Raw genomic sequence first — 22950 nt, 5'->3', positions numbered from 1 at the left:
CAGGGGGCGGCGGAGGCGAAATGTCCGAGTTCGATGATATCCGCAAGGAGCTGGAAGCGTCGCGCGCCGCGGTCGATGCGACGTCGCGCGAGATCGGCCGGCTTCGCCACACCCGCGCGCGGCTGATCCGCGACCGCGCACGGGCCGAGCGCGTCAGCAAGGGCGCCGACGATCCGGCGCTGGCGGCGATCGACAAGGAGATCAAGGCGGCGGCCTCCGAGATCGAGCGGCTGGGCGGTGCGCTGAAGGCGGCGAAGGACGAAGTGGTCCGCAATATCGGGCTGTTCGCGAACTTCACCGACCCGCGCCGCAACATCGGCCTGCTGTCCGATCAGACGCCGATCCTGCTGATGCCGCTGCGGATCGAAACGCGCTTCAAGCAAGCGACGGAATTCGGCGGCGACCGCGACGAGCTGTGGGTCCGGGCTTATCCGGACGACATCGCGGTCGACAGCTTCGAGGAGGCGTTGTCGGAAGACGAGGTGAAGCGCGCCCAGGCCTATTGGGCCGACGTCTGGCGGGCGAACCGCGACACCGCCGGGGAGCGGGCCGCCTGGCGAACGCTGCTGAGCGGACAGGGCTCGGGGCGGTCCTACTACGTGACCCAGACTCATCGCCCGCTCAACGAGGCGGCGCGACCGGCCAGGGTGGAAGGCGTGCCGACTGTGATCCTGACGGTGGTGACCAGCGCGCCGCTGGCCGATCCCGAGCGAGGTGCGGTCAGCACGTTCTGGACGGCGCTGTGGCGCGCGGGGACGGATGCGGCCGCGCAGATGAACGCGATCGCCGCGCTGGACAACGCGCTCGGCGCCGAGCGCGCCGCGGCGGTCCGTGAGGCGTACCGGCCGCGGAATCTCGCCGACGCGCCGCCCGAGGGCGCGGATCGCACGACCACCACGGTCATCGCCGCGTATCTGGAGTTTCCCGCCGCGGACGCCACGCCGATGCGCGAGACCGGCTGGTCGCAGCCGGCGACCGCCCGGACCTTGCCTGATCGCCTCGTCCTGCTCGGCTACAACGGCGGAACGCTCGAACTCGAGCAGCTCGGAAAACCGATTCCGTCGCCGCTGCCGGTCACGCCGTCGCCGACCGGAACGGACGACGCATCGGTCGCGCACGACGGCGACGACATCAAGTTCGGTCCGGAGCTCGAATGGGTGCGCAACTTCGACCGCGCCGTCGAGATCGGCATGGGATTCCGGGTGCCGCTAACGCCGCCCGCCTTCCGTCGTGGCTTCGATCAGTTGATGGTGCTCGGTGTGCGGCTCGGGGCCGATGCAGACGCCGGCCGGGTCGCGCTGGAGCAGTTGTTCACCCATCATCATCAGTCGAAGGCGGGGTTCTCGATCCTGCCGCAGGGCCAGCCGACCAACAACGTCGAGGGCGAGGGCGCCGCCTACAGCTGGCGCGAGGAGTCCGACGTCAGCTTCGATCACTACTTCGGCACTCCGCCCCTGGACCCCGACGGATGGTTCGAGCGGACAGACGGACGCTGCCTCGCCGCCACGCTCGGTCTCGATCCGGCCGCGCTGGCGGCGATCCCCTTCTACCATCGCCACGACGTCAACGACGCCCGCGCCATGAACACGGCGCTGTGGCCGGCCACGCTCGGTTACTTCATGGAGAGCATGCTTCATCCGGTCTTCGACGATTCGACGGTGGAGCGGACCCGCGACTTCTTCGTCCGGCACGTGTCGGCACGCGGGCCGATGCCCACGATCCGCGTCGGTCGTCAGCCCTACGGCATCCTGCCGGCGACGCCGCGCTCGCGCATCCAGTGGATCTTCGCGGGGTCGAACGTCGTAGTCGGGGCCGCGCACGCGCCGGACGATCCGGAACTTCGGTTCCTGACGCGGTTGTATCAGTTGCTGCGCAAGGTCGAGGCCGATCTCGAGCCGCTGATGTCGCGGGTGTCGTACATCGGCAAGCCGGACGGCGACCGTCATCAGATACTGCTCGATGTCCTCGGCCTGCACGCCGGATCGGTGGAATTCCAGCAGCGCTTCGCCGAAAGCTTCAAGGAACTGTACAACCGCCTCGCGATGCAGGGGGCGGGCGGCGCCTTGGTCGCGCTCCTGCTCGCCGCGGGCTATGTTGGAAGCGGGCTCGATCTGCTGAAGCAGCTCGGCTACACGCCGCCCGAGGGGATCGAGGTGCCGGACATCCTTGAGAAACTCTTTCTCAAGGCGCCCAACCAGCTCAAGGGCCCGCTGATCGACGACCGTCCGTTGTCGGAGACCGAGCAGATCCGCGCCTACACCGCCGGCGGCGACAACTACATCGGCTGGCTGATCAAGGCTGCGGCGACCTCCCACGACGCGCTGCGGCTGCAGCAGGGCTTCACCCAGCGCCCGAACGCGCTGCTGTATCTCATGCTGCATCACGCGCTCGACCTGAGCTTCGTCGAGACCAGCATCCGCCTGTTCTTCAATGCCGGGCTGATCGGCGAGACCGAGCTGAAGGCGGCGCGGCGCGAGCCGAAGTTCTTTCAGGTCGAGGAGGCGAGCCTCGCCGTGCCGGCTGCGGCCGGCGGCAGCCGCTGGTGCTACCTCCACCGCAGCGACGCCGCGGTCACCGGAACGGGACTGAGGACGGTCGGCGAGTTCATCCCGACGGTGCTGACCTCGATGGTCGCCACCGCGTATCTCAAGCGCCAGCTCGATGCGCTCGAACGGCTGAAGAGGTCCCCGACGGCGGTTCTGGAACGGGTGTTCGCCGAGCATCTCGACCTCTGCACCTACCGGTTCGACGCCTGGTACGGCGGCATCATGAGCCGCCAACTGGAGCGGATGCGCTATCCGAACGGTGCCGGCCAGGGGACCGCCCAGCCGGGCGCACCGACCGGCGAGGCGAAGACCGGAATCTATCTCGGCGCCTATGGCTGGCTCGAGAACGTCAAGCCGGAGTTCAAGAAGCTGACGGCGGTCGAACTGCCGGCAAACCTCGCGGCGATCTTCGCCGATCCGGATGCGCCGCAGCTGATGCGCGACCGCAGCAACCAGGGCTACATCCACGCGCCGTCGCTGAACCAAGCGGTGACCGCCGCGGTGCTGCGCAACGGCTATCTGTCCAACGCCACGCCCGACAATCCCGGCAGCCTCGCCGTCAATCTCAGCTCGGAACGAGTCCGCATCGCGCTGTCGATCATCGAGGGAATGAAGGGCGAGCAGAGCCTCGGCGCGCTGCTCGGCTATCAGTTCGAGCGCGGCCTGCACGATCGCCACGACGTCGAAGTGGACGGGTTCATCTACGACCTCCGCAAGGTGTTCCCGCTGGTCGGCGACCGGCTGGCTCCGACGCGTACCGGCCGGCTCGACGCGTTCGGTCGGCGACTGCGGATCAACCGGGTGGAGGCGCGCAACGTCATCGACGGCCTTGCTTTGGTCGAGCACATCAAGACCAGCGGCGTGAGCAGCTACCCGTTCGGCCACGATGCCGACCTGCCGGCGGCGAGCCCGCAGCAGGCCGCGGCGATCACCGCCGAGGCCGCGCGGATTGCCGACATCGCCGACGCAGTCGCCGACCTCGCGATGGCAGAGAGCGTGCATCAGGTGGTGCAGGGCAATTACGACCGCGCCGGCGCCGTGCTCGACACCTACTCCAAGGGAAAATTCCCGGCGACCCCCGACGTGGTCCGCACGCCGCGGTCGGGGGTGACGCTGACCCATCGGGTGGCGCTGCATCTCAAGGCCGGGCTCGACCCGAACGACGGCGCGCTGACATCGCCGCGGGCGAAGGCGGAGCCTGCGCTCAACGCCTGGCTCGCGGGCATTCTGCCGCCGCCGGCAGCGGTCGCCTGCTCGGTGACGGTCACCGACCCGCTCGATCTTTCCTCCGTCGCCTACAACGTGACGCAGGCCGATCTCGGCCTGCTGCCGATCGACCTGCTGTATCTACTCGATCCGGACAACGATCCAGCCGCCAAGGCGCTCGACGATCTGATCGAAGCGCATGTGATCGCCGTCCATGCACCGCGCCCGGACGCAATGCTGACGATCGCCTACCGCGAGAGGATTGCGGCGATCGCCGGGCATGTGCCGCTGTTCGAGCTGTCGGCGTTGGTGCGGCATCTCAGAAGCCTGCTGCTGCGCTCGCGTCCGCTCAAGGCGAGCGACATGGCGATGGCCGGCGAGGCGAACGAGGCCGCCGATCTTGACGCGGCGCTCGCGCGCGAGCGGGCGACGCTGCCGCGCGATCTGCTCGCCGCGCGGCTTGCGGATCTCGACGCCTTCCGTACGGCGCTGCAGGCCCGCCTCGACGCCAAGCAGGAGGCCCAGATCGCCACCGAGATCGAGCAGACGATCACCGGCTTCGTGTCGGTGATGCAGGGTCTCGGTCCGTTCGCGGCGCTGCAGACCGGTACCGGTGCCGTCTACGCCGACCGGCGGCGGATCTTCTCCCAGGTGCACGCCGCACTCGCCGGCTACATCGCTCGATGGACCAGGCAACTCGCCGAGTTCGACGCACGCATAGTCGCCTACGACGCTGATTCCGCCGCGCCGGACGCGGCGAAGTTCCTGGCGCTGCGGGTGGCCGAAAAGCTGATCGCGACCACGGCGACCGACCCTCTACCGGCGCAGCCGGACGATTTCCGCGACGATCTCATGAGCGGCAAGCGCGCCGCCTTCGTTGGACAGCGCGCCGTTCTGATCATGCTCTACGACAATGCGTCCGATCTCGCCGCCCTGCATGACGGCATCGAGGCGTCGAAGGCTGCGAACGCCGCGTTCGACGCGGCGGCGATCGACATCGCGGCACAGCGCACGGCGATCGTCGCGCTCGCAGAGGACATGGCGAAGCGCACCGCCGCGCTCGCGCTCGAGCTGACGACGCGGCTGCCGGCGATCCAGGCCCGGCTCGATCAATACGATGCCGCGGCGGAGGCGAAGAACAAGATCGAGGCGTTGACCGCGGCGGCGAAGCTGCTGTTCGGCGAAGATTTCAAGATCGTTCCGGATTTCGGCCTGCCAGCGGCGCAGGCCGGTGAATGGAGCAACGCCTGGGGCGCGGGCGCGCAGGCGGACGAGACCATTCTCGGGTTCGTCAAGACCACGATCGGACGCCGCTTTCCGCTCGACGACTGGTTCATGGGTGTCGCGCGGGTGCGGTCGAAGCTGCACGATCTGGAAGCCTCGCAGCATCTCGCCGACGCGTTCACGGGGGCGGGCGTCGCGCTGCAGGCGCTGCAATTTCCGCATCGTCCCGAGTTGCCGTGGCTCGGACTCGAATTCCCGGAGACCGATGCCGACGGAAAGCCGTTCGTGATCGACGAGGACAAGCTGCTCTATACCGCGCATTTCGCCGAAAGCTTCGATCCGGCGCGGCGGCAACTCGGGCTGTTGCTCGACGAGTGGACCGAAGTGATCCCGCGCCCGACCGAGGATACCGGTCTGGCGTTCCACTTCGACCGGCCAAACGCCGAGCCGCCGCAGACTCTGCTGCTGGCGCTGCCGCCGAAATTTGTCGGCTCGTGGCAGTGGCAGGATCTCGTCGACACGGTGCGCGAGACGATGGACCTCGCCAAGAAGCGCGCGATCGAGCCCGACCACGTCGACACGACCGCCTATGCCCGCTTCCTGCCGGCGCTGGTGTCCGCCGTGACCTTCCATCCGATCACGGCCTCGCTCAACTTCGCTTTCAACAACAACCTCGCCGCGGTGCTGGCCGAGACGGAGACGGGCAATGGCTGACTATGTCGCGGTTCAGAACCTCTCCGCCGTGTTCTCCGGCAAGGTGAAGCTGCCCACCATCACGTTGTGGAACAGGCTCGAGGGTCGCCCACGCACGCACGACTTCGACCGCGCGCTCAAGGCCGAGGTCCGTGATCCGCTGTGGCTGCTGACGAAGCAGTGGCAGATGGGCGAGTTTCAGGGCGACGACGCCGGCTCGCCCGTCGTCGCCAAGGTGCACATCGAGACCACCGAACTGACGAAATACCGCGCGGCCGGCAATCCGCCGGAAGCGTTCGCCGACGACGTGCCGCTCGAAGCCAAGGTCGAGCGGCGGCCGATCCCGTTCCGTCTCGCCGGCCAGAAGATCGCGTTCGATCTCCGCATCGCCCTGGGCCGGCGCTGGCTGAAGCTCGTCGCCGGCATCGAGCCGGGGCTTGCCCAGCAATTCATCGCGGCGCTGCCGGTCGCCATGCCAGATCCCGCGCTCAAGGCCGATGCGCCGGTCGCCGCCCATCGCGAAGCCTGGCAGACGATGGCGGCGCTGGCCGGCCGGTCGATGGACGGCTACGACCTCGTCGAGCATCTGACGGCCGCGCCCGGCAATCACGCGCACGACCTCGTCGTGCTCGGCAATCCGGCCAGCGCCGCTGCGATCGAGACGGCCGAGGCGGAATTCCTTGGCTGGTACCGGGAGGCGTTCTACCAGTCCGCCGCGGGGGCCGCCGATGCCTGGCTGCCCGATCGCCTCGAATACGCCTTCGCAGCGTCGGCGCCCAAGGCGGGCGGTGAGAAGCTCGTGGTCGCCGACGAATACTTCCAGGGGCATCTCGACTGGTACAATTTCGACGTCGACGCCTCCGGCGCAGGACTCGGTGACCTGGCGGACGCGCCGCCGCCGGCCGCCGTCGAGACGACCTTCACGGCGTCGTTCATCCCGGCGCCGATCCAGTTCGACGGCATGCCGAACACACGCTGGTGGACCTTTGAGGAGGGACGAACGAATTTCGGCGACATCGATCCGGAGACGACGGACGTCAACAAGCTGCTGCTGATCGAATTCGGCCTCGTCTACGCCAACGATTGGTTTTTGATGCCGTTCACGGTGCCGGCCGGGACGATCACCCGGGTCGCCGGCATGAGCGTGACCAACGTCTTCGGAGAGCGGATCTGGGTCGAGGCCGCGGGCAAGGGCGGGGACGCGGATTGGCAACGCTGGTCGATGTTTACGCTGGCGACGAAGGGGAGCGACGACATTCCCGCCGATCTCAGCCTGTTCATCGTGCCCAGCGTGCCGAAGATCCAGGAGAGCGAGCCGCTGGAGTCGGTGGAACTGTTCCGCGACGAGATGGCCAACATGGTGTGGGGCGTCGAGTCGCGGGTGATGTTGGCTTCGGGCGACAGCAAGAGCGGGCGCAGCGCCGCGCTCGACACTCGCCGCTATTTCCGTCGCCTGGTCGAGGAGAGCCTGCCGCCGGGCCCACCACCTGCGCCGCCGATCGAGAACGACGCCGCGATCCGCTATCGGCTGATGAGCGAGATGCCGGAGAACTGGATTCCATTCATCCCGGTGCACATCGACAACGACAGCCGCGAGATCCAGCTGCGTCGCGCAGCAATGCTGCGGGTCATCGACCGCGACCCGGATCCGCCGGTGCGCGTCGAACCTCGCACCGATCTGCTGCGCCACGGTCTCGACCTCCCGCAGCAGCAGGGCTACAATCTCCATGAGGAGGAGGTGCCGCGCGCGGGCATTCGTGTCACCCAGAGCTTCCAGCGCACGCGCTGGTACAACGGCCGCACTTTCGTCTGGCTCGGCATCCGCAAGGAGACCGATCGCGGCGAGCGGTCGAGCAGGCTCGCTTTCGACGCGATCCTTCCGAAGCGGAAGGCATGAACGCATGAAACGTCATCGTCGAAATATAGCGGTGGCGCGGCCGCCGGAGATGGAGGGTTGAACGGGCGCGCGCCATTCCCAAGTCGGCAATTTCTCGCGCGACGGCAGACGCTCGGCGCCCCAAGATTACGTAGCGGCAGGCAAGTGTTATCCGAAGACCCATTCCCGACCTCAGCGCTTCCTTCATGACATAGGAGAAGCAACGGAGAGCCAGCACGAGGAACACCGCTCAAGGTTGAGCGCGGAGAAGTTCGTCTTGATTGTTCCGAATCTGGAGTCACTGCGTTATTGTACGTTGCGGCCTGAGCCTCTTCGGCAGAGGCCCATAGCCATAAGGGCAGAGATCACGCGGCATCGCTTCTAGCATGGGCAACCGCCGGCTCTGCTCAAACCTGGTGACGGGTAGTCCCACCGCAGGCCGTCTCAGCCGGGCTCGTGACTTCTGTGCAGCCCCGTCATCAAGGCTGCAATCACGCTTATCAACGCGTTCGTACCATGGTCATTCAAGAACGAATCTCTGCGTCATAGTTGTCACGGCACCCCAGTCTGCCACGTGGAGCGCGACGATGGTGCTGGTTGGTGACACCGTCGCACTTTAGGGGAGAACGGTGATCGACACTCCGAAGTTTGGATCCCTTGAAGCCGTCGAATCCGCTAAAGCTCGACAAAGATTCGCAGGCTTGCCTAGCATTCGTCAATTCAGCACGAGAATTCAGTGACCACTGCTCTTCGTACGCTCCGTGGCTCAACGCCGCGCAAGAACACATCAGCAAAGCGCTCCGCGTCACCAAAGGCCGCCCCGCGGAAGAAGACATCGGTTGCGACAACAACGAAGGCTCCGATTCGGACTGGCATTTCCTCCTCGTCTCCACTGGGCATGTTGGCGCTGTATCTTACGGCGCGATGGCGTGCTTCGGGCCGAGGCGGACTTGTGTTCCTCGCCGAAAATGAGAGCCGAGCCGAGCTGTTGGGTTCGATCATCCCAGTTATCGAGCCGGGCTGTGATGTGCTCGTCTATCCCCGTTTGAACACGCTTCCGTTCGATCAGCTTGAGCCTTCACGTGATATCGCGGGCCGGCGGAGCTCCGTCTTGAGACGCCTTGCCAGGGCAAAGAAGCCGATCCTGCTGATCACGGCGGCGGAGGCCATAATGGAGCTCCTGCCGTTGCCTGCGAACTGGTCTCGTATCGGATTTCCACTTCGGACCGGGGCCGTCTATTCCGAGGAAGACCTTGAGGCCCGTCTGAAAGCTCTCGGGTACGACCTGGACGATAGTCCGGATTATCCCGGTGGAGTTTTGTTTCACGGCAACACCTTCGAGATATTCCCAGCCGGCGCGTTCGGACCTTTTAGGATAGAGCATTCCGGAGGGAGAATCCGGCGCATTGCAGCGATCAATCCGATAGACCAAGAGGTGATTTCCGAAACGAAGGAGCTCCTGATTGACCCGATGTCCGAGCGGCTGACGTTCACGGGCCGGGCTCGAAGAAGGTCCAGCCTATTGGACTATTGTGCGCGCGCCAAATGGATCGCCGACAGCACCGTGCCCAGGCACGCCGACACCTGGTTGAGCACGATCGAGGATGCGGCCGCCCGCAGTGAGCGCGACCGTGCCTATCTCAGCCGACGCGAATGGGAGCTGGCGGCGAAGAAGATCACTGTGTTGCCGCCAACCACTCCGTATCGTGCGACGCCAGAGTTCTACAAGGCAGCCTCTCCGCGGAAGGCCCTCCGTGCATTTGTCGAGGAAGCCCAGCGCGGTAGGGCACGTGTGCTTTTCGTCGCTGCGGTCGAAGCGGATTTGCGTGTGATGGCCCGGATGAGCGCTATCAAGGCCGAATGCGTGCCGGATTGGACGCACGCGACCGCAACGGGCAGGCAGCAGGCCGCATTGCTGGCAGGCTTCGATGCGGGCTTTGTCGTTCCTGGAAAGAAGCCGCTCGTGGTCATCACTGCTGCCGACGTGCTCGGCAGCAGGGCACACCAACCGCAACCGATGAACTGGGCATGGACGCCCGGCTTCGATTCGGGAGACCTCCCCGAACTCGGATCCGTGGTCGTTCATCTGCAACGTGGACTCGCACGCCTTGGCGGCTTGAGATCCATGGGCACGGGAGATCTTTCGGCGCGCGAGATGGTCAGGTTGGTATTCGCCGGAAACGATGCCGTTCTCGTCCCTCTTGCAGAATTGGCCCTGATCTGGCCCTACGCCGCTGAGCTCGGAGACACCTCGCTGGACAAGGCCGACGGCAGCTCATGGCGGCCGCGGCGAGCTGCTGCCGAGACGGAGATTCATGTGGTCGCAAAGGAGCTGGCCAAGCAGATGAGTCAGCGCCGTCGGCGTCCGGCTCCGAAGCTCGTGCCGCGCCCTGCTGTCTATGAGAAGTTCGTCGCGCGTTTTCCCTATTTCACTACCCCCGATCAGGCGAAGGCCATCCGCGACGTTCTGGATGATCTTGCATCGGGGCACCCGATGGACCGGATCGTCTGTGGGGACGTCGGCTTTGGCAAAACCGAGGTGGCACTGCGAGCAGCGGCAGCCGCCGTGCTGGCCGGAAAGCAGGTCGCTATCGTCGTGCCGACGACAGTGCTGGCACGACAGCATGTCGAAACGTTCCGCAAGCGCTTCGCGCCTCTTGGCATCGATGTTGGAAACCTGTCGCGGGTTGCCTCGACCGCCGAAGCGCGAAAGGTAAGGGAGCGCCTCAAGAGCGGAGAACTCAGGGTCGTCGTCGGGACCCTCTCGCTCGCATCCAAGGAGGTGAGATTTGCCGAGCTTGGCCTGATCATCATTGACGAGGAGCAGCATTTCGGCGCTGCTGAGAAGGCCATGCTGTCGGGCCTCAATAAGAACGGCCACAGGCTCTGGATGAGTGCGACTCCGATCCCCCGCACACTTGCGGCCGGCTTGACGGGCTTGAGGGATCTCAGCGTGATCGCGACCCCGCCGGTCCATCGTGTTCCGGTTGCCACCAAGGTGGCACCGCTCTCGGACATAGCTATCGCCGCTGCCCTGGTTCGTGAGCACAGACGTAACGGTCAGAGTTTTGTCATTTGTCCGCGGATCCAGGATCTCGATCCCCTGCTGGCCAGGATCCACGCGCTGGTGCCGGAACTACGTATCATTACCATTCACGGCAAGTTGCCAACGGACGAGATTGACGAGCGATTGATGGGGTTCGTCGAAGGTCGCGCCGATGTACTACTTGCAACCAACATCGTGGAAAGCGGCCTCGACATTCCACGTGCGAACACTATCGTTGTGTGCTGGCCAGAAAAATTTGGCCTGGCACAATTGCATCAGCTCAGGGGACGCGTAGGACGCGGCGGCATCCGGGCGTTTGCACATTTCCTGACGGAAGGCGGCTCCGAACGCTCGGAAAAACGGCTTTCCGCCCTCGAGGAATTGAGCCGTCCGGGCGCCGGCTTCGCGATCAGCGCTCGCGACCTCGACCTCCGCGGCGGCGGCGACCTGCGCTCCGATCGACAATCCGGCCACACGCAGGTGTTCGGACCGACGCTTTACGGCCACCTTCTTACGCTAGCCCTGGAGGGAGACCGCGATGGAATGTCCGCGCTCTGGATCCCTGAGTTGAATCTTCCCATCCCTGAGCTGCTTCCCGCGAGCTATGTGCAATCGGAGGCGGTCAGGCTGGAGATCTACGCTCGAGCCGCTCGGTGCCGGAGTGATGACGAGCTGGAGGAGCTCGAGGATGAAACGCACCGTCGATTCGGCAAGCTGCCATCCGAGGCCAGCAATTTCTTTGCTGTCGCCAAGCTCAGGGTAGATTGCCGGCAACGGGGGATCATGCGTCTCGATGTCGGCCCGGATGCGATTGCTGCAACGATGCTCGCAGGGAGGATCGGTAAATTACGCTCGCGGTCACTGCAGCGCGAGGGCGATCGCGTCGTCTATCCCGGACGCAGCGATGAGCCTGCCCTACGAAGGGTCGAACAGTTCTTGGATCTATTGGACGAATGAAGGGTGACGCGTCACTCGACTTGAAGCGATCCTGTGGACCCTCCTCGGCGCCTGAAATGAAAGCGATGGAGCTTGACCCTTGGCAAGGACGATTGAGAGAACCTTGTTGCGCTGACGCAGAGACGATCGTTGTTCTGAAGCGGCTCGTCGGAGGAGGCTTCCTTTGGCTTTTCTTTCGTGGCCTTCGCCCGCGTCATCAGTCGTGCGCGTGGACTGCGTTGCGACCGTAAGCGATCGCGTCTGCCGCTCCACAACCTCTCGGATGAAGCGTGACGCCGCTAGAACTGTTGGGCTGGCAGCGAGTTGATGATTGATGTCCGATGGAGGCCAGCCGCGGGATAGGCCTTATCCCTCAGCTTGTCATATGAGAAGTCTGGTTCCGTTGTCTGTAGCTTGCGAACCATCTCGAAAGAAAGCTCACGGTGCCCATTATGCGCATAGAGAGCCGACAAATATCGCAAGGGGGGAGCAAAGGTCGGAGCAAGAGCATGGCTGGCTTCTGCAAGATGGACGGCCTTGTCCAGTTCTCCCGCCATCGTCCCCGCAATGCAGCTCAGGGCATCGAGCTGAAAACGGAATGGTGCCGCACCAGCGATCGTACGGGCAAGCAATGTGTGCTGGAAGCCGTCCTCTGGTTTGCCGAGATAGCTCTTTGCGATTCCCAGGCAGGCCCAGGCGATCGGGTTGGCGTGGTTCAGTTGAATGGCTCGCTCGGCCAGCTCATAGGCGGCAACGTACGAGCGTCGCATCATGGAGTGGACATGCGCGCTCAGGCCAGCAACATAGGAGTTGTAGGGTTCGAGCTCCAGCGCCCGGTACATCAGATCGAAAGCCTCCGCCTCGATCGTCTGGCGGCAGTTGAATTGGCGCTCGGCGAGCATGAAGGTGCGCAAATAGGCGCGCCACGCGAGGTAGATACCGCGTGGCTCGGCCGCGAAAGCAGCCGCGAACAGCTTGTCGGCGGACTCGAAGTTGGCTCTGCCAAGTCGAAACAGGCGCAGGATACCAGCATAGCATAGATGGGAGGCAGACCTCGGAGCGCCATCCTCGATATGAGCGAGCTGATCGACGGCGAAGTTGACCACCAGGTTGATGGTTCTCATCACATTGGTGTCGTTCAGGTCGAGCGTACCGTCGCCGTTGATCTGCAATGTCGACGACCATGCCAGCGTGTTCGCAGGGCGCTGCAGCAGCGCGAGCCGAACGATCTTGCTCGTGTCAGATCCGAACACATCAGAGCGCAGGGACAGCGTGCTGACCGAGGCGCCATCGTCACCAGTCAAGCCATCTCCGGGCAAAGTGTCCGCCGGCCAGGCGGCCGACGCGCTCATGTCGCGACGATCTTGGATCGTGGCTACGCCCAGTTCCTTGATCGTCTTGGCGATGGAATCGACGAGGCTATCCGTCACGACCGCGGCATCCGACGGGCCTGTCCGGCAGCCGGGGATCAGGACGATCCGGTTTCGTGAGGGCCGCTCCTTGGGGGGCTGCAGGTGCTCTGCAAGGTCGGTCGCGAGATTGGCGGCGTGGTGGAGTTCAGGCGCCGGCGCGACGTGCGTCTGGAATCGCGCACGCTCCTCGCGCAGCCAATCCTCGAACTCCTCCTCTGCAATGTCAAAGCCTTCAAGAAACTCACCTTGGGGAGGCGCCATCGTCTGCTGCGGTGACGCGGTAGCGTAACGGGCGATGTCGGTCTCAAATAGCTTTGGATCGAGCGAAATGACGAAGCTGTCAGCGCAAAGCAGAGAGCGGTAGTCGCCCAGCGCCTTGCGGATTTCGGTCAGGCTTTGGCGAAGGCTGGCCGCGCCTTGCTCCTTGCCGCGGCTACCCCAGAGCCTGTCCTGGATCCAGACCCGCGATCGCTTGTGCTCACGCGCCAGCGCCAACATCGCAATGAGGGCGCAAGCCTTGCGTCCTCTGGGCGTGCAATCCTCGCCAGAAGCCTTGACCACGCGAAACGGACCAAGAAGCTTGATCAGCAATTTTGGATCGGAGCTCACATTCGTCGCCCACAACCATGATGTAATCAGTCGTTAAAATACGGAAACCAATGATTGAGTAGTGAAGTCTCCAACACCCTTGCTGTCAACGTGAAAAATCCGTGAAACGCCGTCATTTCGAAAGCGGGCGGCTTGACCGCGCGTGCCGTCAAAACGACCATTCAGTGGTAACGGGCGGAGCAAGTCCGCCGGGCCAGGCAGGGAGGCGGCAGATGGCATGGCTAAGCGGTGAGAGCGGAGAAAGCGGAGAAAGTGGTGAGAGCGGCGAAAGCGGTGAAAGCGGCGAGGGCCGCCGTGCCCACGCCTCATCGCGCGCACGCGCGCTGATTACCAGCCGGGAGGGCGTCGTCGGCTACTGGAACCAGCCGTCACACATTCCTGATCACTATACTGCCGGGCCGGAGGCGCTCGATCGCTGGTCGCGCGACGTGCGACTGCGCATCTTCGCTGGCGAGCTGTTGTCGGGCCTTGTCTATGACGAAGGCGAGACCTCGATCTCGCTTCAGTACCGTGGCCGCAGCGATGAGACGTTCACGCCGATCGTGCACATGATCCGTCCCAATGCCGCGGACTTCGCCAGACAAGCGGCTTGGGTGTTCAACTATGCCGCGCTGCGGATGGAACGCAGCAGCGAGATCCTCGCCGAGCTGCACGATTTCACCAGCTTCTTGGGCCTGGTCGGATACTGGAATCCGAGCCGCAGCCCGCACACCGCCGAGCTGCTGGCGCTGATCCTGCAGGTGACGACCACGATCGAAATGCGGGTCAAGCATGCGCTCACCTGCCGGCGCCCAATCGAATACTCACCGCAGATACAGCCGATGATCCAGACGCCGGGGCATGGGTCGCTGCCGAGCGGCCATGCCACGGAATCCTTTGCCGCGGCCTTCGTGATCAATGCCCTCATGCGCAAGGCGAGGACCGGGCGAGACGATGTCGATGCGACCGATCCAGTGTTCGTGCAGCTGATGCGCCACGCCGAGCGCATTGCCATCAACCGGACGGTCGCCGGCGTGCATTTTCCGGTCGACAGCGTGGCCGGTATGGTGCTGGGCTGGACCTTGGCGGAGCTGTTCATTGCGCGCTGCTCCGGCTGCGGCCAGGTCACGATGCGCAAGTTCGACGGGCGGGGGTTCAACGACGATTTCCGCTACGACGATGTGCTGGCGATGTCCTACAGGCGATCGGCCGCTGCGAACGTCGCCAGCGAGCAGGGTGGGGGCGGCGCGATCATCGAGGCCGGCACGCCATCGACCGTTCCAGCCTCGCCGATCTTGCAGCATCTCTGGACGCAGGCGTTCGCCGAGTGCCGCCTGATCGTCGGCTGACACGAAAGGACAGACGCATGAGAGACTGGCGAGGAGATCGGGCCGAACGAGCCAATCCCTATCAGGACTGGGAGCTGCGCAACAGGCCACTTGGCAAGAGGCTGGACTGGTGCAGCGCGCAGATCCAACTGCTGCCGGAGGCCAACGGCAGCTATGTGGCCCATCTCGGCCAGTTGGCCGCCATCGTGGCCGCCGGCCACGAGCCGGATGAGCCTGTAGGCGCGCTGACCATCCGCATGTCGGCCGACGAATTCGATCTGCTGACGAAGCTGATCGACGACATCCGCATCGGTCGCGTCCGGCCGCCGGACGATCCGCGCGATGTGCAGTTCTTCATCTACCGGCCCGAAGACATCGCCAATCGCACTGCCGCCAACGATCTCTTCACGACGATCCATGTCGGCCCGCCGATTCCAGGGCTCCGCTTCGACGCAGTCATCGCCGCGCCGACCGATCTCGGCAAGCCGTTGACGGATTTGACGCGGCAGGTCGCTATCGGCGTCATCGATGACGGCATCGCCTTTGCCAACCGCCGTTTTCGCAGCAGGAGCGGCAGATCGCGCATCCGAGCGATCTGGTTGCAGGATGTCGAGCGCCGGACCAAGGATTTCGGCGTCGCCGCCGGGCAGCGGCTCACCGGCGATGAGCTCGACGTGCTGTTTGCGGCGAACGCGAGCGAGGCCGACATCTATCGCGCGTTCGGCATGACCGATTTCGGCAATGAGCAACGCAAGCCGCTGGCGCAACGCGTCTCGCACGGCACACACATCCTCGATCTCTCCAGTGGCTACGATCCGACCGCGGAAGATATCGGCAGCAAGCGGCCTCTGTTGGCGGTGCAGCTGCCGTCGCCGGTGTCGGGCGATACGACGGGCGTTACCATGGCGAGCTACGTGCTGCAGGGAGCGCGTCAGATCATGCTGTGGGCCGATCGGATCAGCCCGAAGCTGCCGCTCGTCATCAATTTCAGCTACGGCATCGCGGCCGGCCCCAAGAACGGCAGCCACGAGATCGAGCAGGCTCTGTCGCGGATGATCGAGCGCCGCAACCAGCGCGGCGGGCCGACCTATCTGGTGCTGCCGGCCGGCAACAGCTATCGCGAGCGGACTACGGGCCGGATGGCTGTGCAGCCCGGCGCCTCTGCTCAGATCGATTGGATCATGCTGCCGGATGACGGTACGTCCAATCATCTCGAGATCTGGCTCGACGGCGAAGCGATCGCGCAGCAATGGCCGCGTGTCGGCGTCAGCCTGACGCCGCCCGGCGGCGTGCCGCGCATGATCGATGGATTCGGTGATGGCGATGTGCAGGTGCTGGAGGATGACGGCAAGCCGATCGCCGCCATCAATGGCCACCTGGCCAAGGTGGCCGGCCAGCCCGACCGCGTTCGCTTTCATCTGTCGGTCAATCCGACCACCGCGCGCTGGAGCGTGAGGCATCCAGCGCCGGCCGGACGCTGGCGGCTTTCCGTCACCAACGGATCGGAGGCGCCGCTGACCGCACATCTCTACATCCAGCGCGACGATACCCCGCTGGGCTACGTGCAGCATGGACGTCAGTCCTATTTCGATCATGCAGGGGGCTATCAGCGTGCGGCGTTGGATGGCAGCTACAGCGATCCGGACAGCAGCGGCTGCCCCATGACTCGCGAGGACACCCTGTCGGCGCTCGCGACCGGCGCGGGCGCGCTCGTGGTCGGCGCCGTCGATGCCGCGGGCCAGCCGACGGATTATACGGCGAGCGGTCCGACGCCGGGGCGCGCCGAGCCCGATTGTGCTGCCATCGCCGACCAGGGGCCCGCGCATTGGGGCGTGCTCGCGGCCGGTACGCGGAGCGGTTCGGTGGTGGCGATGCGCGGCACCAGCGTGGCAGCGCCGCAACTCGTACGTCGGCTCGCAGATTATCTCGCATCGCTGCAACCAGGCCCGGTGCTTGCGTCGCTTGCGGTGACCGACGGTCCCGTGGCCAGCTCCGACGTCCCGCCGCCGGGCGCCGCCGTGCTCGAGCCGATCAAGCAGGATGCGGTCGCCGCTTCGCCGTGTGACCATGCCCGTATCGGCGGTTTCATCCTGCGTGCGAGCGGCCACCCCGGCGTGCCGCCGCGGACCTATCCGCGCAGCCCAAACTTGCGCTGAGCCCGACTCCCTGGTTCGCCGCCGCGCAATTGCAGCATGCTGGCAGACAGTGAGCCAGCACAGGCGCGCCTCGACTCCCAGCCTGCATCCGATGCTTCTTGCGCCGCGCCGTTGCCGACGCGCGTCGTAAGCGCAAGTGCGTGAGTGCAGATGGCGTCGTTCCAATGCATTTTTGACGATGCTCTTGCGATGTCCTGACGATCGTCTCACACCACCTCGGCATAGTTCCTCCCGTGCAAACGAGACAACAGGAGGATTCAATGCGCAGATCCAATATCCGTATCGTGATGGGCTTGATCATCTCGCCCTTGCTGATGTCCCAGGCCTCCGGTCAGAACCTCAAGGACCTGGTGCCGACCTATCAGCCGCATCAACAAACCGACAGCGAGCGGTTGCAGAACTTCCACGCTCCAGCCCCGCCTCCGACCAACTATCCGAACATCAGCCGTGATCCTTCCACCAACGAGCCGCGGCTCAACGTCAACCGCGATGTCTCGCTCGGCGGCAACGTGACCCGCAACAGCGCCGAGGGAAACGTCCGCTTCCCGATTCCGGGATCTCGCTAGGCGCTGTTCGGCGACCTGGATGGCAGCTCGCCGTCCAGGCGCGGCGTCTCGAAAGCGGGCCGCTGATTCAAACAATCATGATGACCTGAGGAGATTGCAGATGAAGAGTCTTCGACTGATGGCCTGCTCCGCCATGCTGTTGCCCAGCGTCGCTCTGGCGCAACAGCAGATTCCGACAGGCTCACTGCCGCCCGACATCGCGGCCGCGATCAAGGCGGCTCCGCTGACGCAGACGCTGATTCCGATCAGCGGTGAGGAGAAATTCGCGCAGCAGATCATCAAGGCAGACGAGATTTCCTTCGCGGCGGGGGCAAAGCTGACGCTGACCGGATTGAACTATCCCTACATCGTGGTGGCCGCGCAACGCATCAAGTTCGCCAACCCCGACAGCTACAGCATCATCCAGCGCGATCCGCAGGCCGTGGCCGCCGTCGGCAGTGACGGCCCTGCAGGTCCCAATGGCGCCGACAATCCCGGCGAGACCAACCGGACCGGCAATCCAGGCTATCCCGGCGGCCCCGGCGGGCCTGCCGTGGCCGGACAGACCCGGCAACTGCCCGACGTCTATCTGGTCGCCGGAGAGCTCTCCGATCCGAAAGGGCCGATCCCGGCTGGTCTTCTCAACCTCGTCCTTCTCTTCCGCGGCATTGGCGGCGGCGATGGTGGGACCGGGGGGAAAGGCGGCAACGGCGGCCGGGCCGGAAACGGCAAGGAAGGGGCCACGAGCCTGTTCGACTGCAAGGAGGGTGGCGGCCCCGGCGGGACGGGAGGCGCTGCCGGTCCCGGAGGACGCGGCGGTGACGCCGGCGCTGGGGGACAAGGCGCCGATCTCGTCTTCGTCACGACCAGACCTGCCTACGAAGTCCTGAGCTATTCGCGGATCAACAATGTCGGCGGGCGGGCCGGGCTCCCCGGTCGGGGCGGCAGCCCGGGCAATCCGGGCCCCGGCGGCCAGGGCGCGCCGGCCAATGGCTGGTGCAAGGGCACGGGCGGAGGATCGCCAGGCAATTTCCCGTCGCCTGCAAACCTCGGCTTCGGCAATCCGTCTGCGGACGGCGCAAAGGGCACGGTCACGGCGGTCATTCTTCCGTCCGTCGGTCCTCTGTTTGGCAAGTGATGCGGCGAGCGGCGGATGAAACCTGCAGGCCGCGTCCTGCAGTTTTCATCGGCCTGCGCGCGAACGTCGCGCTCGCCTTCTCCTACCAGAACGGGCGCAACGAGGAGACGGCCAAGCGAACGGACCTGTACAAGCTCTCGCTCAATTTCAAGACCTGTGCCGCCTTCGCTGGCTTCTCGGGCGGACGCTGCACCGCCGACAAGGACTGAGCCGGTAGTCATGACCGGGTTCTGGAAGCTCTACGGCTTCACGACGGAGGGAGACGATATGGACAAGGCCATCGATGGTTTCGTTCAGGTGCTGAGCTTCGTGCTCGCCTCATCCTCGACCGCAGCGCTGCTGGCGGTCGGACTGATCCTGCTGCTCATCACCACGGTGTTCGCCTGCATCGCGCTCAGGTCAAAACCGGAAGAGGTCACCTCGTTCTTCAAGGCGGCGTTCTTCCTTTGCCTGGTTGGTGGCATCCTGTTCTCCGCGGCCGGCCCGTCCCTGGCGCTGTTCTACGTGTCGCAGGATCCGATTCGCAGGAAGTCGGTCAATGAAGCGATCGACGATCTCGCCAGCAACAGACGTGTGCGCTATGTCATCCGCATGATCTCGCGCAGCCCCTCCGATGCCGCCCTCGGCATCGACGCGCTGACCCAGCTCGGTCCGCCCCGGCAGAGATATTCCTTCGTCGCCGACTACGAGGAGTTGAAGGGTCATACGGTCAAGGAAGCGCTCGACCTGTTCGGCATCGGCTATGTCGCCGGATACCGTGTATCAGTCGTGATCTTTCCCCTGCAGATCGATCTCTATCCGGCCAATGCGCGGGGTCTGTTGCAGGTCGTCAGCAATGTCGAGGCCGGGGTTGCGCCGGAGGATCGCTTTCTCAAGCCGGGCAAGCTTCACGACGCGGAGCTCAAGGAGTTCGGCGACACCGGCATTCAGACCTACCGTATCGACAACTTCAAGCCGTTCTACCCGCATTATTGCGAGCTGGCGCAGACCTTCTTCTGCGGGCACTACGCCGCCAAGGAGCTCGTCGGCGGCCTCTACCGCGATTGGCATCCGCTCGGCTTCTCGCAGAAGAATCCACCGACCCAACCCTGCACGATTCCCAAGGAGAAGTTCTGCGCCTTCTCGGACTGGGACAAGGTGCGGCAGGACTTCAAGGGCCACTTCGGTGTTCGCGCGTTCCTGATCGAAAATCTTGAGATTGGCAAGATTCCCGGGCGCATGCTGTTCGACTTCCAGGATCCGCAGCGCGACAGGATCCCCGAGTTGGGGCTTCCGCCGGCGTTCGACTGACCTACGCTTGTCAGCGAAGGAAGCCTATGGAGGTTAGTTGGCGAGCGGTTTCTGCTTGCCGTCGTAGCGATAGGCGAAGCGCCAAAGCTACGATCCGGTCGCGGTGACGAGCATGAAGAGCCCGCCTTCATTTGAGCGTTTGTCGTCTTTCGCTGCCGGCTTCAGGTGCCGGAAATAGGGGGCGGATACCAACAGAACGGGCCGGACGCCGGCGAAGGGCAAATGGCGGCTTAAGCTTGATTTTGAGGGTGAAACACGCTGGCGAACGCCCAAATGGTGCCCCTGGCCGATAGTCCACTAGACAAGCAAGCATTTGAATATAAAGTATTTTCCGGTACCAATTATTCTCGATACCAACAGAAATACCAACAAGATGACACCCGGTATAGCGGGCATGAAAAACTGCGGGCCCCGACGCGCACTCGCGCGCCAGCGGCGGGCTTAGGGAGTTTGGGACGGAGTTGGTCAGCGACCCTGCGCCGCTGCGCCCTGGCGGCCCGGGTATGGGCAAAGGCGGTGGTGATGAAGGCGGAGACGACGCGGCGCCCGCTTTTGCTGGCATGCGCCAGCACGTTGCCCATGAGTGCACACGGCAGCGCTGCCAAGTGACATTGAGCACCCTGCTGACTGCGGCCTTGATGACCTCGTGAGCGTCCGAGATCACCAGCTTGACGCCGCGAAGCCCCCGGCGGGCGAGCTTGCGCAGGAACGCAGTCCAGAACGTCTCGGTCTCGGACGGGCCGATGTCTATGCCGAGCACGTCGCGCCCTCGTCGGCGGGGAGATCTACGACAAGAGCCTGCCCCCGCGAAGGCGGGGGTGAAAGCCTTTCTCAGCCGTCCGGTCGACGGCGATTGACCCTATTTGTGGGATGGACGGCTCCGGGAGGCTCGGGAACTAGCTTCCCTTGCACAGCTTGGGGATGCGCAGCTCGACCTTGCCGACCCGGGTTTCCGAGCTCCGCTCGCGTAGCTGTAGCGCTGCGCCAGCCACTCGGCGCTCTTCTTGCCATAGGCCGCGCCCGTCAGATCGCCGACCTCCATCTCCATCAGCCGCTGGGCGACAAATCCGATCATCTCGCGCAGGACATCGGCATCGGGGCCTTCTCCACGAGCGCACGACGGTGCATCATCTTTTCGATCATCGGTGGTCCCCGGAAAAAGGTTGGGGTCAGCACTCCGACCCTACCGGGCAATCGCCGGTGACCACTGCAAACCCGTCCGCCCGCTACGGCGCTATTTGAGGGCGAGCGTGCGGACAGGTTTGCTATACCGAGCTACACCACCTCCGCGGACACGACCACTGCCCGCGATTCAACGCGCGGCAGCACGGCGTGATATTCATCAATGCTGTCGAGGTCGATGAGTGTCTTGCCTCCCATTTTGTACGCCCTGATCCGCCCCTGCGCGATCAGTTCATAGGCCTTTGTTTTGCCGAATTTGCCATAACGGCAGCCTTCCTTGAACTCGACGAGACGGCGCTGCTTGATGTTGTCGTTATCGGTTTTGCCAATTGAGGTGCCTTGATCGAGTGGATTCGACGCTTGAACAGGAAAATTGATTCTGACCACGTTGCAGATGCTCCACTCCTGGAGGGCTTTGCGCGATATCGATGTGAGTAATCGTGCACGCGCGTCGCAGGCAGGGACGCTCGTGACTGCTTGAAGTTCGCAGCGCCTTCTGCCTTGCGGAATGCAGTCAATTTGCCTCCGTACGAATTTGGAAGAGCGACAATGCTTCGATGTGTGCTTCGGATACGGTGGCGTAGAATTAAGTCATTTTGGCCCTTTGCAACGACCTCGAACACAAGCGGGGCCGGCGAGTTGACCCCGCAGAATTCGTCCGGACACGGCCGACTACATATGGTGTCGCTCGCCGGAGGCTCTCGCGTTAGGGGCTCCCGCTTCGCGGCATCGCTGTCACTGCCCCGAACGCGGGTGCCTTGTTAACCGGTCTCGCGACTGCACTCGGCCCCGGGTCCCACCGCTGGCGCAGTGACCGCCATGCCGACCCTCCTACGGGTGCCTTCTCTGCCTTCGCTCCGCTCCGGCTGATACTTAGAGCGTGCCGCAGCTACCGTCCTGGCGGGAAAGCAGGTCGCTATCGTGGTCCCGACGACGGTGTTGGCTCGGCAGCATGTGGAGACGTTCCGCAAGCGCTTTGCGACGCTCGGCATTGAGGTCGGAAATCTGCCGCGGGTCGCCTCGACGGCCGAGGAGCGCAAGGTGCGAGAGGGACAGAGAAGCGGTGAGCTCAAGGTCGTGGTTGGGACGCTTTCGCTCGCATCGAAGGAGATCAATTGTGCCGATCTGGGGCTCGTCATCTGCTCTCAAGGGCGATCGAGACGGAATGTCCGCTCTCTGGATTCCGGAGCTGAACCTGCCGATCGCGGAGCTTCTTCCCTCAGATTATGTGCAGTCTCAAGCAGTCAGGCTCGATATCTACGCGCGCGCCGCTCGATGCCGGACCGATGATGAGCTGGAGGAGCTGCAGGACGAAACGCAGCGCCGCTTCGGACCGCTGCCGCCGGCGGCAAGCAACTTTTTCGCAATTGCCACGCTCAGGATGAGTTGCAGAGAGTGCGGGATCATGCCTCTCTTGACGTGAGGCCGGAAGCGATTGCGGCAATGCTGCTGCCGGGGGACGGATCCGGAGGTCGTGCTCACGGTTGCTGCAGCGATGGCATTTGGGTCATCATGCCGGGCGGAGCAGCGCGCCTGTCTTGCAAAAGAATCGAACAGTTTTTGGATCTGCTGGATGAATAGCGGTTGCCACTACGGCATCTCTGATGCTCGGTATCGAGACAAACCGCGCTCGACGCGCCCGTAACGAAGCTGGATGGAAATCTTCCTTTGCAAGGTATCGATCCGTCTCTTTGAAGGACGATCTCCCCGGTACCGGCGGGCAAATCGGCTAGATGGCCAAATTGAAATGGATGGGGAGGAGATCTAGGCCTCCGGCCAACTCC

At 64.3% G+C, this 22950-nt stretch carries 12 protein-coding genes and 2 pseudogenes; 11 read left to right on the top strand and 3 right to left on the bottom strand.

Translation table 11 applies throughout. From position 1 onward, the window contains the following. Positions 1 to 20: 20 nt before the first annotated feature. The 3 genes from QW868_RS13215 to QW868_RS13205 all read left to right on the top strand — a co-directional run bounded on the left by QW868_RS13215 (position 21) and on the right by QW868_RS13205 (position 11548). Positions 21 to 5690 (top strand): hypothetical protein, encoded by a 5670-nt coding sequence (locus QW868_RS13215; RefSeq protein ID WP_316230708.1) that lies wholly within the window; start codon positions 21 to 23, stop codon positions 5688 to 5690. Next, complete coding sequence (locus QW868_RS13210) at positions 5683 to 7566, top strand: hypothetical protein (RefSeq protein ID WP_315736158.1); 1884 nt, start codon at positions 5683 to 5685, stop codon at positions 7564 to 7566. Before QW868_RS13215 ends, QW868_RS13210 begins: the two co-directional genes overlap by 8 nt. 877 nt (positions 7567 to 8443) lie before the next feature. Continuing rightward, the gene (locus tag QW868_RS13205) at positions 8444 to 11548 is read left to right on the top strand and encodes a DEAD/DEAH box helicase (protein WP_316230707.1); all 3105 of its coding nucleotides are present in this window, start codon (positions 8444 to 8446) and stop codon (positions 11546 to 11548) included. Positions 11549 to 11826: 278 nt separating this feature from the next. On the opposite strand, the gene QW868_RS13200 is transcribed toward QW868_RS13205, so the two are convergent. Beyond that, positions 11827 to 13530 carry a hypothetical protein gene (locus QW868_RS13200; RefSeq protein WP_315736160.1) on the bottom strand — a complete coding sequence of 568 codons (1704 nt, stop codon included), beginning with the start codon at positions 13528 to 13530 and terminating at the stop codon, positions 11827 to 11829. Between the two features lie 230 nt (positions 13531 to 13760). Here QW868_RS13200 and QW868_RS13195 point away from each other — a divergent pair, with 230 nt between their 5' ends. The 6 genes from QW868_RS13195 to QW868_RS13170 all read left to right on the top strand — a co-directional run bounded on the left by QW868_RS13195 (position 13761) and on the right by QW868_RS13170 (position 19984). Further along, a complete protein-coding gene (locus QW868_RS13195; protein WP_316230706.1) occupies positions 13761 to 14876 on the top strand; it encodes a phosphatase PAP2 family protein in 1116 nt (371 codons plus the stop codon). A gap of 17 nt (positions 14877 to 14893) precedes the next feature. Continuing rightward, positions 14894 to 17011 (top strand): S8 family serine peptidase, encoded by a 2118-nt coding sequence (locus QW868_RS13190; RefSeq protein ID WP_316230705.1) that lies wholly within the window; start codon positions 14894 to 14896, stop codon positions 17009 to 17011. 260 nt (positions 17012 to 17271) lie between these two features. Continuing rightward, entirely contained in the window at positions 17272 to 17577 is a 306-nt protein-coding gene (locus QW868_RS13185) for a hypothetical protein (RefSeq protein ID WP_315736163.1), read from the top strand. 100 nt (positions 17578 to 17677) lie between these two features. Then, positions 17678 to 18694, top strand: a complete 1017-nt coding sequence (locus QW868_RS13180) for a hypothetical protein (protein WP_316230704.1) — start codon at positions 17678 to 17680, stop codon at positions 18692 to 18694. Further along, positions 18694 to 18903, top strand: a complete 210-nt coding sequence (locus tag QW868_RS13175) for a hypothetical protein (protein WP_315782989.1) — start codon at positions 18694 to 18696, stop codon at positions 18901 to 18903. The genes QW868_RS13180 and QW868_RS13175 overlap by 1 nt, the downstream gene beginning before the upstream one ends. Positions 18904 to 18913: 10 nt before the next feature. After that, on the top strand, positions 18914 to 19984 hold the full coding sequence (locus QW868_RS13170) for a hypothetical protein (RefSeq protein ID WP_315798983.1): 1071 nt from the start codon (positions 18914 to 18916) through the stop codon (positions 19982 to 19984). A gap of 431 nt (positions 19985 to 20415) precedes the next feature. Here the strand turns inward: QW868_RS13170 and QW868_RS33545 are convergent. After that, positions 20416 to 21127 (bottom strand): annotated as a pseudogene (locus QW868_RS33545) (transposase); the annotation flags it as partial. 132 nt (positions 21128 to 21259) lie between these two features. Further along, entirely contained in the window at positions 21260 to 21553 is a 294-nt protein-coding gene (locus tag QW868_RS13155; RefSeq protein ID WP_316160999.1) for an excisionase family DNA-binding protein, read from the bottom strand. 510 nt (positions 21554 to 22063) lie between these two features. Between QW868_RS13155 and QW868_RS33540 the strand changes: the two are divergent. Together QW868_RS33540 and QW868_RS13150 are read left to right on the top strand one after the other, a co-directional pair. Beyond that, positions 22064 to 22291, top strand: a pseudogene (locus tag QW868_RS33540) (DEAD/DEAH box helicase); the annotation flags it as partial. A gap of 40 nt (positions 22292 to 22331) precedes the next feature. Further along, the gene (locus QW868_RS13150; RefSeq protein ID WP_316170804.1) at positions 22332 to 22589 is read left to right on the top strand and encodes a TRCF domain-containing protein; all 258 of its coding nucleotides are present in this window, start codon (positions 22332 to 22334) and stop codon (positions 22587 to 22589) included. Positions 22590 to 22950 lie beyond the last annotated feature (361 nt).

This window comes from Bradyrhizobium sp. SZCCHNR1051 (genome assembly GCF_032489615.1).
Taxonomy (GTDB): domain Bacteria; phylum Pseudomonadota; class Alphaproteobacteria; order Rhizobiales; family Xanthobacteraceae; genus Bradyrhizobium.
The sequence above is the reverse complement of the archived record's forward strand: the minus strand, read 5'-3'. Positions and strand labels throughout refer to the sequence as shown.